The organism is Geobacillus sp. TFV-3 (genome assembly GCF_009901865.1).
Lineage (GTDB): Bacteria > Bacillota > Bacilli > Bacillales > Anoxybacillaceae > Geobacillus > Geobacillus thermoleovorans_A.
On record NZ_MPSP01000001.1, the window covers coordinates 3,347,090 to 3,361,492 of the forward strand.

General features: G+C 50.2%; 16 protein-coding genes and 2 pseudogenes. 14 read left to right on the plus strand and 4 right to left on the minus strand.

Annotated features, from left to right (window positions below; genetic code table 11):
* The first annotated feature begins 1 nt into the window (after position 1).
* The 8 genes and pseudogenes from BJQ97_RS16950 to BJQ97_RS17520 all read left to right on the plus strand — a co-directional run bounded on the left by BJQ97_RS16950 (position 2) and on the right by BJQ97_RS17520 (position 6,319).
* On the plus strand, positions 2–319 hold the full coding sequence (locus BJQ97_RS16950; RefSeq protein ID WP_013146668.1) for a hypothetical protein: 318 nt from the start codon (positions 2–4) through the stop codon (positions 317–319).
* A gap of 84 nt (positions 320–403) precedes the next feature.
* Positions 404–514, plus strand: a pseudogene (locus BJQ97_RS18270) (DUF7667 family protein); the annotation flags it as partial.
* 435 nt (positions 515–949) lie between these two features.
* Positions 950–2,707: a stalk domain-containing protein gene (locus BJQ97_RS16955; protein WP_160157462.1), complete on the plus strand. Its 1,758-nt coding sequence runs from the start codon at positions 950–952 to the stop codon at positions 2,705–2,707.
* 29 nt (positions 2,708–2,736) lie between these two features.
* Positions 2,737–3,597 (plus strand): phosphate ABC transporter substrate-binding protein, encoded by an 861-nt coding sequence (locus tag BJQ97_RS16960; protein ID WP_160157463.1) that lies wholly within the window; start codon positions 2,737–2,739, stop codon positions 3,595–3,597.
* Positions 3,598–3,670: 73 nt separating this feature from the next.
* Positions 3,671–4,606, plus strand: coding sequence for a phosphate ABC transporter permease subunit PstC (gene pstC, locus BJQ97_RS16965; protein WP_160157464.1), 936 nt, complete (start codon positions 3,671–3,673; stop codon positions 4,604–4,606).
* Positions 4,603–5,499, plus strand: a complete 897-nt coding sequence (gene pstA / locus BJQ97_RS16970) for a phosphate ABC transporter permease PstA (RefSeq protein ID WP_160157465.1) — start codon at positions 4,603–4,605, stop codon at positions 5,497–5,499. Before pstC ends, pstA begins: the two co-directional genes overlap by 4 nt.
* 183 nt (positions 5,500–5,682) lie before the next feature.
* Positions 5,683–5,949, plus strand: a complete 267-nt coding sequence (locus tag BJQ97_RS17830) for a hypothetical protein (protein ID WP_236567312.1) — start codon at positions 5,683–5,685, stop codon at positions 5,947–5,949.
* Between the two features lie 226 nt (positions 5,950–6,175).
* Positions 6,176–6,319 carry a transposase gene (locus tag BJQ97_RS17520; RefSeq protein WP_201451710.1) on the plus strand — a complete coding sequence of 48 codons (144 nt, stop codon included), beginning with the start codon at positions 6,176–6,178 and terminating at the stop codon, positions 6,317–6,319.
* Positions 6,320–6,587: 268 nt separating this feature from the next.
* Here the strand turns inward: BJQ97_RS17520 and BJQ97_RS16985 are convergent, their stop codons facing one another.
* The 3 genes and pseudogenes from BJQ97_RS16985 to BJQ97_RS16995 all read right to left on the minus strand — a co-directional run.
* Entirely contained in the window at positions 6,588–6,740 is a 153-nt protein-coding gene (locus BJQ97_RS16985; protein ID WP_236567314.1) for a hypothetical protein, read from the minus strand.
* A gap of 61 nt (positions 6,741–6,801) precedes the next feature.
* On the minus strand, positions 6,802–7,296 hold the full coding sequence (locus BJQ97_RS16990) for a PTS sugar transporter subunit IIA (RefSeq protein WP_160157466.1): 495 nt from the start codon (positions 7,294–7,296) through the stop codon (positions 6,802–6,804).
* 58 nt (positions 7,297–7,354) lie between these two features.
* A pseudogene (locus tag BJQ97_RS16995) lies at positions 7,355–7,468 on the minus strand (tartrate dehydrogenase); the annotation flags it as partial.
* Between the two features lie 94 nt (positions 7,469–7,562).
* Between BJQ97_RS16995 and BJQ97_RS17000 the strand changes: the two are divergent.
* The 6 genes from BJQ97_RS17000 (at position 7,563) to BJQ97_RS17025 (ending at position 12,672) form a co-directional block, all read left to right on the plus strand.
* Entirely contained in the window at positions 7,563–8,798 is a 1,236-nt protein-coding gene (locus BJQ97_RS17000; RefSeq protein WP_160157467.1) for a PucR family transcriptional regulator, read from the plus strand.
* 116 nt (positions 8,799–8,914) lie between these two features.
* The gene (gene ald, locus BJQ97_RS17005) at positions 8,915–10,048 is read left to right on the plus strand and encodes an alanine dehydrogenase (RefSeq protein WP_160157468.1); all 1,134 of its coding nucleotides are present in this window, start codon (positions 8,915–8,917) and stop codon (positions 10,046–10,048) included.
* Between the two features lie 189 nt (positions 10,049–10,237).
* Entirely contained in the window at positions 10,238–10,696 is a 459-nt protein-coding gene (locus tag BJQ97_RS17010) for a Uma2 family endonuclease (RefSeq protein ID WP_160157469.1), read from the plus strand.
* Complete coding sequence (locus BJQ97_RS17015; RefSeq protein WP_160157470.1) at positions 10,662–10,802, plus strand: hypothetical protein; 141 nt, start codon at positions 10,662–10,664, stop codon at positions 10,800–10,802. The genes BJQ97_RS17010 and BJQ97_RS17015 overlap by 35 nt, the downstream gene beginning before the upstream one ends.
* A 47-nt stretch (positions 10,803–10,849) precedes the next feature.
* A complete protein-coding gene (gene pdxK, locus BJQ97_RS17020) occupies positions 10,850–11,665 on the plus strand; it encodes a pyridoxine/pyridoxal/pyridoxamine kinase (protein WP_160157654.1) in 816 nt (271 codons plus the stop codon).
* A 146-nt stretch (positions 11,666–11,811) separates the two neighbouring features.
* Positions 11,812–12,672: a carbon-nitrogen hydrolase family protein gene (locus BJQ97_RS17025; protein ID WP_160157655.1), complete on the plus strand. Its 861-nt coding sequence runs from the start codon at positions 11,812–11,814 to the stop codon at positions 12,670–12,672.
* 54 nt (positions 12,673–12,726) lie between these two features.
* Here the strand turns inward: BJQ97_RS17025 and putP are convergent, their stop codons facing one another.
* Complete coding sequence (gene putP, locus BJQ97_RS17030; protein ID WP_160157471.1) at positions 12,727–14,184, minus strand: sodium/proline symporter PutP; 1,458 nt, start codon at positions 14,182–14,184, stop codon at positions 12,727–12,729.
* Positions 14,185–14,403: the final 219 nt, after the last annotated feature.

Consider the following 14,403-nt stretch of genomic DNA (forward strand, 5'->3'; position numbering starts at 1 on the left):
TATGAACGAGGAAAGAATCAAGGATCTTGAAGCAAAATTAAGTCTAGCCACCGACGCAATTACGTTACTCTTAGATATGGTGAACAAGGAGCACAAAAGCTTTGCGATTCTGGCCTTAGCCACTGGCTTTACTGCCGACGAGTTGGAACGCCTGGAAAAGCTGTTTTATCACGCTGGCAAATCACAGTGGGACAAGGACACATTTGTGGCAGAGTTCGAGAAGCAGCTTCCCAAAAGAAGTGCAATGTTGAGAAGCATTTTGGAAGGGCTAAAGTCAGATGGAAAGTTTGTATCGTTATGCGAGAAGTATTTGGATTGACAGAAAAAACCCGCCCATGTCGAGGCGGGTTTATTTTTCTTCAAAACATCCAAATCTTCACCAAGCGATTCTGTCAATGTCAAGAGGAGTATGGAGATCGCGAAACTCAAAAACCTGTCGCTGCTGGCCAGCATGACCGGCGACGTTGGGTGGCAGCATAAGTTGTGCGCGAGGCTGGAAAAGTTGTCGAGATGAAAAATGACTACATTTTTTCCGGCCGATCCGGCTCCAGTAGCAGCATGACGAGTGCAGCCAAACACAACAGCCGCACTTTGCTTGGCAGGCGCTAGTGCATCTTTTGGCCAACCTCAAATCTGTTCTTCTTTCCCTTTCCGTGATGTTGTTCATTTTGGCCTATAATGATCACTTTGCTTAAAAGGGGCTGGAGCTTCCATTCATTCGTCATCATATTGGAACTAGAAATGCGTTGCATAGTGAAATTAACACTGAAAACACAAAATATCAATACACTTTAAATAAAACAAAATATTCCTTTTACAATTTTCTCATATAATCGTTTATGCTTAGGAAAAATTTCTTAAATCCTTTGAATGGAAAGGAGGATCGCCTTCCATCAAACAATGAAACCCGCTTCTCATGCAAAAGGAAAAATAGAAAGGAGAGGCTCTCGTGAAAAAAATCATTGCCGGAACTGTCATGGCGACAGCTTTGCTGGCGGCTTCCCCCTCATCATGGACGGCTCTCGATGGACATGCCTATGCCGCAGCGGAAAAGAATACAGCCGCATCTCACTATATTGTCAATGTCAACGGCAAATTGATGACGATCCGTTCGCTCCATCGTTCGGGAACTGTTTTATTGGCGGGGAGCGATATGGCCAAGCTGTTTTCAGCCGATTATCGGTATGATCAAAAACACCAATATTATGAAATTCGACGTACATCTCCCAACGTACGGATCGTGCTTCAGACGGGGAAAAAAGCGGCATTGGTGAATGGCAAATCCGTTTCATTGTCTGTCGCCCCACAGCGTTTTGGTCAAGAACTGTACGTCGATGCCAAGCAAATCGCCGCTCTCTTAGGTGGACAATGGAAAGCAGAAGCTGGCGTCGCCATCGTGTCGACATCCGGCAGCTTTCGCCCATTTCGCGAGACATGGCAAGTGAACGGCTCCACAGCCACGATTCACGGTCTCGTGTTAGGACAAACATCTTTTTATTCAGTCAATGATGTTGCCGTTGCTTTTGGCGCTACTGTACACGTTGACAAAAAAACGAGCATGGTTAAGGTGGAAAAAGGCAACCGGACAATTCTCTTCCACCCGTTTAGTTATGTATTGAACGCCGGCGGCAAAAAAACCTCCTTGCCGACCGCGCCATTCATTCAAAACGGCGTGCCGTACATCAATCTGTCCGCCATCGTCTATGCACTAGGGGGAGATATCGAGAAGGAAGATCGATTTATCGCCACGTCTGGTTTCATCAAAGGAACGAGCATCAATCCACAATGGATCGATCAAAATACATTGCTCATCAGCCGACCGGATGAAGCCTCTTCACTGCTTTTGGACATTCGCTCGCGAACGGCCATCCGTTCCATCAACGAAATGGATCTTACGTTATCACCTGATGGAAAAAAAGCTGCTTACGTCGATGAAAACGGTCATTTGTTTGTCATAGACTTCGTTTCCAACACGGTCCAACAAATCGGCGAAGACGATGAGGTCAAAACGGATCTCGTTTGGTCCAGCGATGGCCGCTCACTCTATTGCATTTACGGCAGCAACAATGAGGCGGTCGCGGTCGTTGCCTTAGACAATGGAACCGTCACCAAGCTCATTGATGACAAAGTGAAGTACAAAACAGATCTTCGTCTTTCTTCCGATGGAACAAAGTTATTATACACAGTAGCGAATGAAGGGAAAACGAATTACACGGACGATCAAAAAACCGATGTCGATTCCATTGATACAAGCGGAACCGATCCGCAGCTGATTCTTGTCGACCTGTCTTCACCAACAAAACAGCCGACACCATTAACTTCGTCGCCAGACAATAAGGTTGACAGCGCGTTTCTATCAAACCATGACATCGTATATGTAAGCGCAACGGATGATGAAATGAGTCCGCCATCATTGAAAGTGATCCGAAACGGAGTAGAACAAACATTGCTTGATAAGCAGAACATCATTGACATGGCGGTTGTCAAAAGCCGCATTTACGTTGTTGTTGAAGCAAACGGCCTTTACACAATCCGCTGCTTCGATCCATCTACCAAATCGTGGATAACAATGGGAAGTACGAAAAATGAAATTACCTCGATTGCGCCATCACCATATGACGATCAAATTGCGGTAACGATGGCGACCGACGGTGGGGAAAAAGTATCGCTTCTTCGCCATGGTGCATGGATGAATCTTACAAAATGACAATTAAAAAGGATGATGGAGGGGGATTTATGAAACGCAGCACATTATGGAAAAGAGTCATTTCTGCTGTTCTTTCATCCACGTTGTTGCTCGGAGCAGCCTTCGCCACCGAGCATCGCGCCGATGCCGCTGAAGTATCTGGAAAAATTGTGATCGCCGGCTCCACAGCTTTGTTGCCGTTAACTCAACAAGCGGCAAAAGAATTTAAAAAGAGCCATCCAAAAGTCAAAATTGTGGTTTCCGGCTCTTCTTCCATCGCCGGTCCGCAGTCTGTCACAAAAGGAGTCGCCACCATCGGAGCATGCGACTGGGATGCCACCAAAGCAGTCGGAGGGTTCCCCGCTTACAAAGGATTAAAAGCATACAAAATTGCCAAAATTCCGTTCGCTGTCATTGTCAACAAAGGCAATCCCGTCAGCAACCTGTCCGTCGAACAAATCCAAGACATCTATGAAGGAAAAATCAAAAATTGGAAACAATTAGGCGGAAAAGATGAAGAAATCGTCGTCATCAACCGAGCCAAAGGATCTGGAACACGCGTCAATTTTGAAGACAAAATCATGGACGGCCATATGATCAAAACGACAGGAGATAACTATAAAGAAGTGCAAAAATCAGGGGATATGGTGAATGCCGTTGCGTCGAATCCAAACGCCATTGGATTTGTTGATTTGGCTTATGTGAAAGGCGGAATTAAAGCCGTCAGCATCAACGGTGTCAAAGCAACCACAGCTAATGCCGCCAGCGGCAAATACATCTTTTACGGCTATGGATACTTACTGACCAAAGGGGAAGCCAAAGGCGCGGACAAAGCCTTTATCGATTATATTTTAAGCAAAAAGTTCCAAAATGGCTCCTTGAAAAAATTAAAATTCATTCCCGTGAAATAACGACCTCTTTCAGCCTCTCCTTTATTGGCGGAGAGGCTGATTTTCCGTTCGATGAAAGAAAGGGGAAAGGAAAATGGAAAAGCTGTCTCCTGATTGGACTGAGGCCACCCACTTGTTGACTGCTCAACGTCAACGCTGGATCACAAAATATAGGTCCGACCGCCTGTTTCGTTTTTTTTGCTTGACGAGCATCGTATTTCTGATTGTCGTATTGAGCGCCATCGTTCTATTCGTCAGCAAAACAGGCCTTCTCGTGTTTCGAGATATATCTCCGTCGGAATTTTTCTTTTCCTCCCGATGGGATCCGGAACATCATCGATACGGCGCTGCCGTCTTTATCACCGGAACGCTATATTTAACGTTCGTGACGCTGTTGATGGCCACACCGATTTCCATTTTGACAGCCATATTTATTGCGGAGATGGCCCCTCCCCAGCTTCAACAATGGCTTCGGACACTGCTTGATTTATTGGTCGGCATTCCATCCATTGTTTACGGGTATTTGGGAGCGACCCTGCTCGTTCCATGGATCCGGAAGCTTACCGGTGCTCCAGTTGGGGATGGCATTCTTGCGGCAGCGATCGTGCTATCGATGATGATCTTGCCTACCATCACCCGCATCACCGACGATGCACTTTGCGCGGTTCCCAACGAATGGCGGGAGGCCAACTATGCCCTTGGAGGAACCAAAATAGAAATGATTGCAAAAGTGTTACTTCCTGCCGCCAAATCTGGAATTGCCGCGGCTGTCATCCTCGGCATGGCACGCGCCATTGGCGAAACAATGGCCGTCGTGATGGTTATCGGCAACGTGGCGCAATGGGGATTTGATTTAGTCACGCCATCAAGTGTGTTAACTAGCCATATCGTGATGCAAATTTTAAACGTCGACTTTCAATCAACGGCCAACCATGCCCTTTATATGATGGCGCTTTTGCTGCTTTTCATCTCCATTTCTCTCATTATGATGATTCGCCGCTTGCGTCTGAAAGGAGGATCGTCATCATGAACAATCAAGCCCCTGGCCTTCATAAAAAAATGAGTCGGCTCCGCATCCGTCGTCTCATGAATCGACTCGTACTGGGGATGATCAGCATCATTTCCGCAACCGTCTTTTTGATCATCTTATCCCTTCTTTATACGATCGTGCGAAAAGGGTTGCCAGACATTGATATACATTTTCTCATAGGACTGCCCGAAGAAATCGACGCTGGAGGAGGAGTTGGGCCGTTCTTATGGAACTCGATTTACATTCTCGTGCTATCATTGCTTTTGTCGTTGCCCATCGGAATTGGAGCCGGTATTTTTTTAGCGGAATACGCCCCAAACAGCCGAATCATGGAATGGGTGAGGGCGGCCATTGAAAGCTTGGCATCTGTCCCGTCGATTGTGTTTGGTCTATTCGGTTACGCCTTGTTTGTGGAATACTTTCAAATCGGCGTGACCATTTTAGGAGCATCCATCACATTGGCATTGCTCAATCTCCCAGTTTTAGCCCGCGTCTCCGAAGAAGCGATCACGGCGGTTCCCTCCGCTTGGAGGGAAGCCTCCTTCGCTTTAGGCGCAACCAAAGCACAGACCATTGTCAAAACGGTGCTCCCTGCCGCCATGAAAGGCATCTTGACCGGCATCAGCCTTGTCGCATGCCGAGCATTTGGCGAATCCGCCATCATTTTGCTAGTCGGTGGGACATCGTCATCTGGCGAGATGTGGGATTTCCATCTCCTTTCCGAAGGCGCGACTCTTCCGGTCCATTTGTGGTACATTCAATCCGAAGCGCTCGTGGCCGATGCGCAGCAAATTGCCCAAAAAACATCCGCCCTCCTCGTGCTCATGGTGTTGTTCCTTAGCTTTATCATCCGTTTTCCGCTATGGCTTAGTCAGCGGAAAAATCGGCATTAATGGATTCTTTTAGTCGAATCTGATGTCGAAAAGCACTTTGGTGTTTGCCTTTCACGTGAAACACTGCGAAAACTCCTGCACCGCAAAGGGCTGTCGTGGACACGGCCGACCGACACATTGGCGAAAGACGATCCGAATCGACAAAAGAATGTTGAGAAACAGATCGACTTCATAAAAAACTTAATGGATCGTGGTTCGGTCTTGTTGCACCTTAATGAAACCCATATCCGCTCTTGCCATGTCTTGCGGTCCGCATGGTCGGAAGTCGGCCGTCAAAAACAAGCGCCGACGTTCGGCCATCATGTCCACGCATCCCTGTTTGGCGCGGTGAACGTCCATAATGGTGAAACGGTGCTTCATCAAACGATTGCTGCCAATGCCGCGACGTTCTTGGATTTCTTGAGAATGCTCAACGAGCTCGATCCATATAGATGCAACGAAGAAGTTTAACATATCCTTGACGGAAAAGAGGCTTGTCCATTTTTCGACTGTCGAAGGCAAGCCACAGGCTTGCCCCCGTCACGCTTTGGCGTGACGGAAGACCGAACAACCACCCGCTTCACAGACCCATACATGGGTCCGGAAGCGGGGTTGTTCGTTCGCCCGACAGTCAATCAAATGCTCGGTAAAAGTGACAAATGTTAAAGCTTCAAATTGCATCTATACAGACCGTCTCATGGTCTCAGTGTTGGATAACGCCCGCATTCACCATGCCAACATGGTCAAGGAATTTTCGCGGGAAGAAGGGCCGTGTTTTCGCTTTATTTACCCTCCTCCCTATTCGCCACAGCTGAACCCGATCGAACGCTTATGGAAATGACTGAAAGATACGGTGATTGCCAATGTATTTCACAAGGATCGCAACGATATCATTCAATCCATTACTGGGTTTGTCAACTACATCCACGAATGTCTGGAGGAAGTTCTGCAACGCTTAGGGTGTGCAGGATGACTGATAAGTTTAACTCTTCATGTTGCATGTATACTAGGAGACTTGACTTGCACAATACCTGACAAACTAAAAAAAGCTGCCAACTCGCAAGGGCGTTATTGGCAGCTTTTATTCGAGTCCCGGCCATGATCTCAGCTCATTCACCACACTGGCGCTTGGATAATGCTGCTTTTTGTTTGCGCAATTGTTTCAGCTTGCCGCCAGTGAGGCAAAGTTCGAGCGGCAAGGTGAGCACGTGCACCCAGCGGTGGCTCACTGTCGGCTGACGGTCTTCACCCTGACCCGGCACGCCCATCCAACCGATTAAAACCTTATGAATGCGAAACCGCCATATGTCCTCCCTGCCGCCCTTATTTCGTTTTCACATGAAATAAGACCGTCTCGCCTTTTTTGGCTGATGCCTCGGCCTCTCTCTCGAGGCTTTCGAGGGCGTCGCCGTTCGTGATGATGATCGGCGTCACCGCGCTTTTCGCTTTCTCGCGCACAAGCGGCAAGTCGACAGAAAGAAGCCGATCGCCCCGTTGCACTCGGTCGCCGGCTTTGACATAGGCGGTGAATCCTTCCCCGTTCATCGACACGGTGTCGATGCCGACATGGATCAGCAGCTCCACCCCCGCTTCCGAACGCAAGCCGATGGCGTGTTTCGTCGGAAAGAGCTGGACGATTTCACCATCGACCGGAGCGACGACATCCCCATCCGCCGGATCGATGGCGATGCCATCGCCCATCATTTTTTGCGCAAACACTGGATCCGGCACGTCTTCAAGCCGCATAATCGTCCCGTCAAGCGGCGCGGTAATCGTCTCTTCCTTCAGCTGTTGCTTGCCAAACCATTTTTTGAACAAAGCGTGTCATCCTTTCTTTTGCAGTTCATCTGAAAACAGTATACCGAAACCGAAGAAAACCGCAAGCCGTGCCGCCAAGATCGGTCAAAATGTCGCCGAACAAGTTGCTTGCGACAACGATGTCAAACGTATACAGCCTTGTCACGAAAAAGGCGGCCAACACGTCAATATGTTTCATTCGACAAGAAGCTCTGCCATCCCTCTTCATCAGAATACATTATGATAAAATGAAACTATCATCACTTGAATGATGCGGAGGAACCGATATGTCTCATTACACTGACCCGTTCCGCGGCGAATTTGACAGTCTTGAAGAGTTTGCCGACCGCGTCAGCGACGTGCTGAAATGCCCGGTGACGATCGAAGATGCGAACCATCGACTCATCGCCTACAGCGCCCACGACGATTACACTGACCCGGCGCGAACGGCGACGATCATCAGCCGGCGCGTGCCGGAAAAAGTGATCAACAGCTTATGGAAGCAAGGCGCCATCCCCGCGCTTCTCAAAAGCCGCGAGCCGGTGCGCATCCCGCCGATTCCAGACGTCGGCCTCGGAAGCCGCGTCGCTGTATCGATTTGGAAAAACGATGAGGTGATCGGCTTCATTTGGGTGCTTGAGACAAACCGCACCCTCTCTCCGGAAGAGATGGAATGGCTGAAGCTGGCGGCGAAAGCGGCGAAAAACAAGGTGCTGCAGCTGTATATGCGCAAAAACAAAAAAGAAGAGCGGGTGCAAGAGCTGTTTTGGAAGCTGCTCACCGGCCATATCTCGACCGAAGACGAAATTCGCGCCTATCTTGCCGCGATGCAAATTACGGCAGCACCGCAGTTTGCCGTCGTCGTCTTCCGTTTTGCGGCCGATTTGACCGCTGAAATGGAACGGCAAATTTCCTACCTGCTGCAAACAACCCAGCAACTTCCGCTCCTTCTTTATACGACCGACGGCCGCGATGTCATTTTGCTTGGGGCGCCCAAAACCGACCAGCCATTGAAAGAACTGAACGCGTTCATCGAATCGTTCGCCTCCAAAATGAAAGAACGATTTCACATCCACGATGTGCAATGCGGGTTCGGCGGTGTATATGGCGCCTATCGCCTCATTGAAAAAAGCTACCGTGAAGCGCTCGCCGTCCTAGCGCTGAAAGAAAGGCTCGGCGATGAAATCAAGTCGGTTTACGGCTATGCCCAGCTTGGCATTTACCAGTTTTTTGATTTTTTGCTTGAACAAAAGCGGCAAGGGGAATGGACGAACCCAGCGTTAACGAAGCTGCAATCGTACGACCAGAAGCATCATAGCGACTTGGTGAAAACGTTTGAAACATTTTTGGACCATAACGAAAACGTGCAAGAAACCGCCGACGCCCTCAACGTTCACCCGAACACGCTTGCTTATCGGCTCAAGCGGATCGCCGACATCGCCGAACTGGATCTGCATGACATGAATCAAAAAATCAAATTATACATTGATATTAAATTAGCGAAATACGAAGCGCGTGGTTGAATTTGTGGAAATCCACAAAATCCGGGCGCTTCTTTCTCTTTTTTGAACAATGCCGGGCTCATTCTCTCTCTCTTATACTATAAGTAAGGCCAATTTTATGAGGAGGAACGATATCTATGATTATTGGAGTGCCAAAGGAAATCAAAAATAACGAAAACCGTGTCGCCATTACGCCGGCTGGCGTTTTGTCATTCGTTCAGGCAGGACATACGGTGCTGATTGAGAAAGAGGCAGGGGTTGGAAGCGGTTTCAGCGACAGCGATTACGCCCGTGCCGGAGCACAAATCATCGAGCGGGCGGAAGATGTTTGGACACAAGCCGATATGGTGATGAAAGTAAAAGAGCCGCTGCCAAGCGAATACGGCTATTTCCGTCCGGGTCTCATTTTGTTCACCTATTTGCATTTGGCCGCCGACCCGGAGTTGACACGTGCCTTAAAAGAAAGCGGCGTCATCGCCATTGCCTATGAGACGGTGCAAGTTGGCCGCACGCTGCCGCTGTTGACGCCGATGAGCGAAGTAGCCGGACGGATGGCGGCGCAAATCGGAGCGCAATTTTTAGAAAAACCGTACGGCGGCAAAGGCATTTTGCTTGGCGGGGTCCCAGGCGTCGCTCGCGGCAAAGTGACGATCATCGGCGGCGGGGTCGTCGGCACGAATGCGGCAAAAGTCGCCGTCGGCCTCGGGGCAGATGTCACCATTATCGACTTGAATGCTGACCGCCTGCGTGAGCTTGACGATATTTTTGGCAACCAAATTACGACGCTCATGTCCAATCCAATGAACATTGCCGAAGCGGTTGCTGAGGCCGACCTTGTCATCGGCGCTGTCCTCATCCCAGGGGCGCGGGCGCCGAAGCTCGTCACCGAGGATATGGTGAAAGCGATGAAACCGGGTTCGGTCATCGTCGATGTCGCCATCGACCAAGGGGGCATTGTCGAGACGAGCGACCACGTCACGACACATGACGACCCGACGTACGTCAAACACGGCGTCGTCCATTATGCGGTCGCCAACATGCCTGGAGCCGTTCCGCGCACTTCAACGATCGCCTTGACGAACGTCACGATGCCATACGCCTTGCAAATCGCCAATAAAGGCGTCATCCAAGCCATCGCTGATAATCCAGCTCTTGAGCTTGGCGTCAACGTCGCTAACGGCGAGATCACGTACGAAGCGGTCGCTCGCGACCTCGGCTACCGCTACGTACCGGCCCGCGAAGCGCTCGGAAAAACGTTGGCCGCCAACTAACCGCTGGTTGGCGCGGCCGGCAACGCGCGCTGTCGGCCGCCTGTTCATCACTGCCCATCCGTACCACGCACCGCCCGCCCACAGCGGGCGGCTTTTCTTTTTGTATCCGTTTCGTTATGCAAAATCATTTTCGTTCGGCAAAGCGGGCATTGTATCATAACATGTAAAGCTGGGAAAGAAGGTGGTTTTGTGAATTTTCCAGAAAAACAGGCGATTTCGCTTAACGAATTTTACGGCATGCGGGAAACAACCGACCGCGTTTTAGAATACATTGATGGCGTTATGTTGATGCCCCTCTCCTTCGACCCGGCACCAACACCTATCGAGGCGGTTGCACGTCAAACTGCTCCATTTTTTAAAAAAAATCCGTGCGAAGTGTTTCATGCCCCTTTTGATGCCGAACTAAAGAACGAACGGATCGAAGGCGAGAAAATTGTCGTCCCTGATTTAACCGTGATCTGCGATCGAAGCGGATTAATGGACACAAAATTTGTCGGCGTCCCAATGTTGATCATCGAGATTTTGAGCCCTTCCAACCAGGCGTACGATCTCGTGTTCAAATTGAATTTGTATACGCAATACGGAGTCCATGAATACTGGGATCGTAAACCCTATGCATCGTGTTGTGCCATTCTACTCGCTCAATGATAATGGACAATATGAACAAGCCGGCGTCTGGAAAGAAACCGGCATCGCGCGTGCGCTTGTGCTCGAAGACTTTTCGGTCGATGCGGAACAACTGTTTCGGCCTTGAAGTGGATTCATGATATAATTCATATGGAACAAAGGAGAGTGAGTATGATGACAATGCCAAAAGCATTAACGATCGCCGGGTCGGACAGCAGCGGCGGCGCCGGGCTGCAGGCGGACTTAAAAACGTTCCAAGAGCTTGGCGTTTACGGAATGACGGCGATCACGACAATCGTCGCCATGGACCCGCACAACCGGTGGGCGCACCAAGTGTTCCCCGTCGACCTCGCAACGATCGAAGCCCAGCTAGAGACGATCATCGTCGGCGTCGGCATTGACGCCTTGAAAACAGGCATGCTTCCGACAACGGACATCATTGAGCTAGCGGCGCGGACGATCGAAAAACATGGGTTGAAAAATGCGGTCGTCGATCCAGTTATGGTTTGCAAAGGGGCCGATGAGCCGCTTCATCCAGAAAATACGGTGTGCTACCGCGAAATGCTTGTGCCAAAAGCGACGGTTGTGACGCCGAACTTGTTTGAAGCGGCGCAGCTAGCCGGCCTGCCGCGCATTGAAACGATCGAGGACATGAAGGAAGCGGCCGGGCGCATCCATGAGCTTGGCGCCCAATACGTCATCGTCAAAGGCGGTCGGAAAATTCCGCATGACTATGCGGTCGACGTCCTTTACGACGGCAAAACGTTTGAACTCCTCGAATCGGAACGGATTGACACGACGTATACGCACGGAGCGGGCTGCACGTTCTCGGCCGCCATTGCCGCCGAGCTGGCGAAAGGGCGGTCGGTGAAAGACGCCATTGCGACGGCCAAAGCGTTCATCACCGCGGCGATCCGCCACTCGTTCCCGCTCAACGAATACGTGGGGCCGACACATCACGGCGCGTACCGCCGCTATGAAGGCAAATAGACAAGTGCTTGGCCCTGTCTTTTTCTGCCCCCTTTGAAATAGGAAGGGAAGCGAGGGCGCACATATCAAAAAAACAAATGCCTCCAAACGATTTTCATGATGCTAAAATAGATGCCATATACAATATAGAAAGGAAGGTGCCGCCATTGCGCGTCTCGGCTGTCCAATATCATCTTCACACCATCCGTTCGTTTGACGAGTTTGCCGCGCAAGTGACGCATTACGTCAAAACGGCGCAAGAGTTTGACGCCGAGTTTGTGTTGTTCCCGGAATTTTTTACAACCCAGCTGCTCTCGATTCCGCTTGATGGCGGACGGGCGGCGACGATTGACGACTTGCCGGATTATACAGAAAAATACATCGAGCTGTTTACGTCGCTCGCCAAAAACACCGGTATGTATTTGATTGGCGGCACGCATGTCATCCGCGAAAACGGCAAGCTGTACAATGTCGCCCATTTATTCACGCCGGACGGGCATGTCCGTCGGCAGGCGAAACTGCACATCACTCCAACGGAAGTGAACGAGTGGAATATCGCTCCAGGCGACGCCATGCATGTGTTTGAAACAGACAAAGCAGCGATCGCCATTTTGACGTGCTATGACATCGAGTTTCCGGAAATCGTCCGCTTGGCGCGCGCCAAAGGGGCGGATGTCATCTTCTGTCCGTCGTGCACCGATGACCGGCACGGGTTTTACCGAGTACGGTATTGCTGCCACGCGCGGGCCATTGAAAACGAAGTGTATGTCGTCACGACCGGTACGGTTGGAGCGCTTCCGGCGGTCGACTTTATGCGCGCCAATTTCGGCCAAGCGGCCGTCATCACGCCCAACGACATCCCGTTCCCACCCGGCGGCGTGCTCGCAGCCGGCGAGATCAACGACGACATGGTCGTGACCGCCGATCTCGACTTATCACTTCTTCGCAAAGTGCGGGAAAAAGGATCGGTCGCGACATGGCGCGACCGGCGCATCGACTTGTACCCGGATTGGAATCAAGTGAAATAGTCCTAAACGACAAAAAGGGTGTCCCTGCGCAAAGGGACACCCTTTTGCCTATTTTTAGGACAGCAACTGCTTGAATCGATCAAATTGTTCAGCTATTTTCCTTTCTGGTTCCTTCGTCAGCAAGCTGACGATCACAATCGCTGCCAAGCTGGCGGCAAAACCGGGGATCATTTCATACAACAACCCTTTTAAGTAGGCGGATTGCGTCCAAAGAATGACTGTCAACGCCCCGGCGACCATACCGGCGAGCGCCCCCCATTTCGTCATCCGCCGCCAGCATAAGCTCAACAGAATAACTGGACCAAACGATGCGCCAAATCCAGCCCACGCATAGCCGACCAAGTTTAAAATCGTGTCGTTTTTCGTGTACGCCAGCGCCGTTGCGACAATGGCGACAATGAGCACCGACAAACGCCCGACGAAGACAAGCTCCTTATCCGAAGCCGCGCGGCGGAACACGACTTTATACAAGTCTTCGGTCAGCGAGCTTGAGGTGACGAGCAGCTGCGATGAAATGGTGCTCATAATCGCGGCTAAAATCGCCGCCAGCAAAAACCCGGTAATAATCGGATGGAACAAAATGTGCCCGAGCTTAATAAATACCGTTTCCGGATCATCAAGCTTCATACCGCGCTGCGAAAAGTAAGCGATTCCAAACAGACCCGTCAACATCGCTCCGACAACCGAGAAAATCATCCAACCCATGCCGATGCGCCGAGCGCTTTTCATTTCTTTGACCGATTTGATCGCCATAAAGCGGACGATAATGTGCGGCTGGCCAAAATAGCCGAGCCCCCAGGCGAATAACGAAATGATGCCAAGAACACTTGTTCCTTTCCATAAGTTCAACAAGTTGGGATCGATGTCGCGGATCGTCTCCATCGTATCTACTGGCCCGCCTGTATGGAACAGCGTCACGACCGGCACCAAAATCAACGCAATGAACATAATCGTCCCTTGCACAAAGTCCGTCCAGCTGACGGCCAAAAAGCCGCCAAACAGCGTGTAAGCGACCACAACGCCGCCGACGATCCACAAGCCCGTATGATAGCTGACGCCGAATGAGTTTTCAAACAACACGCCGCCCGAAACAAGGCCGGACGATACATAAAACGTAAAAAAGACCATAATGACAATGCCGGACACCATCCGCAACAACTTCGACGCATCGCCGAAACGGTTTTCTAAAAACTCTGGAATCGTAATCGAATCGTTCGCCACTTCCGTATAGACGCGCAAGCGCGGCGCAACGAACAGCCAGTTTGCATAAGCGCCGAGCGTCAAGCCGATGACGATCCATGCGGCGCTCACTCCATCGATATACATCGCCCCCGGCAGCCCCATGAGCAGCCAGCCGCTCATATCGGAAGCCCCAGCACTAAGCGCGGTCACGGCCGGTCCGAGCGTCCGGCCGCCAAGCATATAATCGGACAAATTCGACGTCCGTTTATACGCCCAATAGCCGATCCACAGCATGCCAACTAAGTAAACAATGACTGAAAATAAAACCATGTCGTGCTCCCCTTCCTTTGTTGTCTTGCCACCCACACTTTTATCATACGGAACAAATAATATTTATACAATAGTATTTATTTTTTTCCAAATACGATAAAATAAAAGAATTTAAAATAAAGATGTACAACACTCCCTCTTTCTGATATAATATTTAGTAAATTCAGAATCATACATAACCGCGACTCCCTTTCATGAACATTATTTCATAAAAATTCA

Bases quoted from the DNA above. Each gene is read 5' to 3' on its own strand.
- BJQ97_RS17830 (WP_236567312.1), top strand. From the start codon at position 5,683: ATGGATCGTGGTTCGGTCTTGTTGCACCTTAATGAAACCCATATCCGC.
- BJQ97_RS17520 (WP_201451710.1), top strand. From the start codon at position 6,176: ATGGTCTCAGTGTTGGATAACGCCCGCATTCACCATGCCAACATGGTC.
- putP (WP_160157471.1), bottom strand. From the start codon at position 14,184: ATGGTTTTATTTTCAGTCATTGTTTACTTAGTTGGCATGCTGTGGATC.
- BJQ97_RS16960 (WP_160157463.1), top strand. From the start codon at position 2,737: ATGAAACGCAGCACATTATGGAAAAGAGTCATTTCTGCTGTTCTTTCA.
- BJQ97_RS17015 (WP_160157470.1), top strand. From the start codon at position 10,662: ATGCATCGTGTTGTGCCATTCTACTCGCTCAATGATAATGGACAATAT.
- BJQ97_RS17000 (WP_160157467.1), top strand. From the start codon at position 7,563: ATGTCTCATTACACTGACCCGTTCCGCGGCGAATTTGACAGTCTTGAA.
- ald (WP_160157468.1), top strand. From the start codon at position 8,915: ATGATTATTGGAGTGCCAAAGGAAATCAAAAATAACGAAAACCGTGTC.
- pstA (WP_160157465.1), top strand. From the start codon at position 4,603: ATGAACAATCAAGCCCCTGGCCTTCATAAAAAAATGAGTCGGCTCCGC.
- pdxK (WP_160157654.1), top strand. From the start codon at position 10,850: ATGACAATGCCAAAAGCATTAACGATCGCCGGGTCGGACAGCAGCGGC.
- BJQ97_RS16950 (WP_013146668.1), top strand. From the start codon at position 2: ATGAACGAGGAAAGAATCAAGGATCTTGAAGCAAAATTAAGTCTAGCC.
- pstC (WP_160157464.1), top strand. From the start codon at position 3,671: ATGGAAAAGCTGTCTCCTGATTGGACTGAGGCCACCCACTTGTTGACT.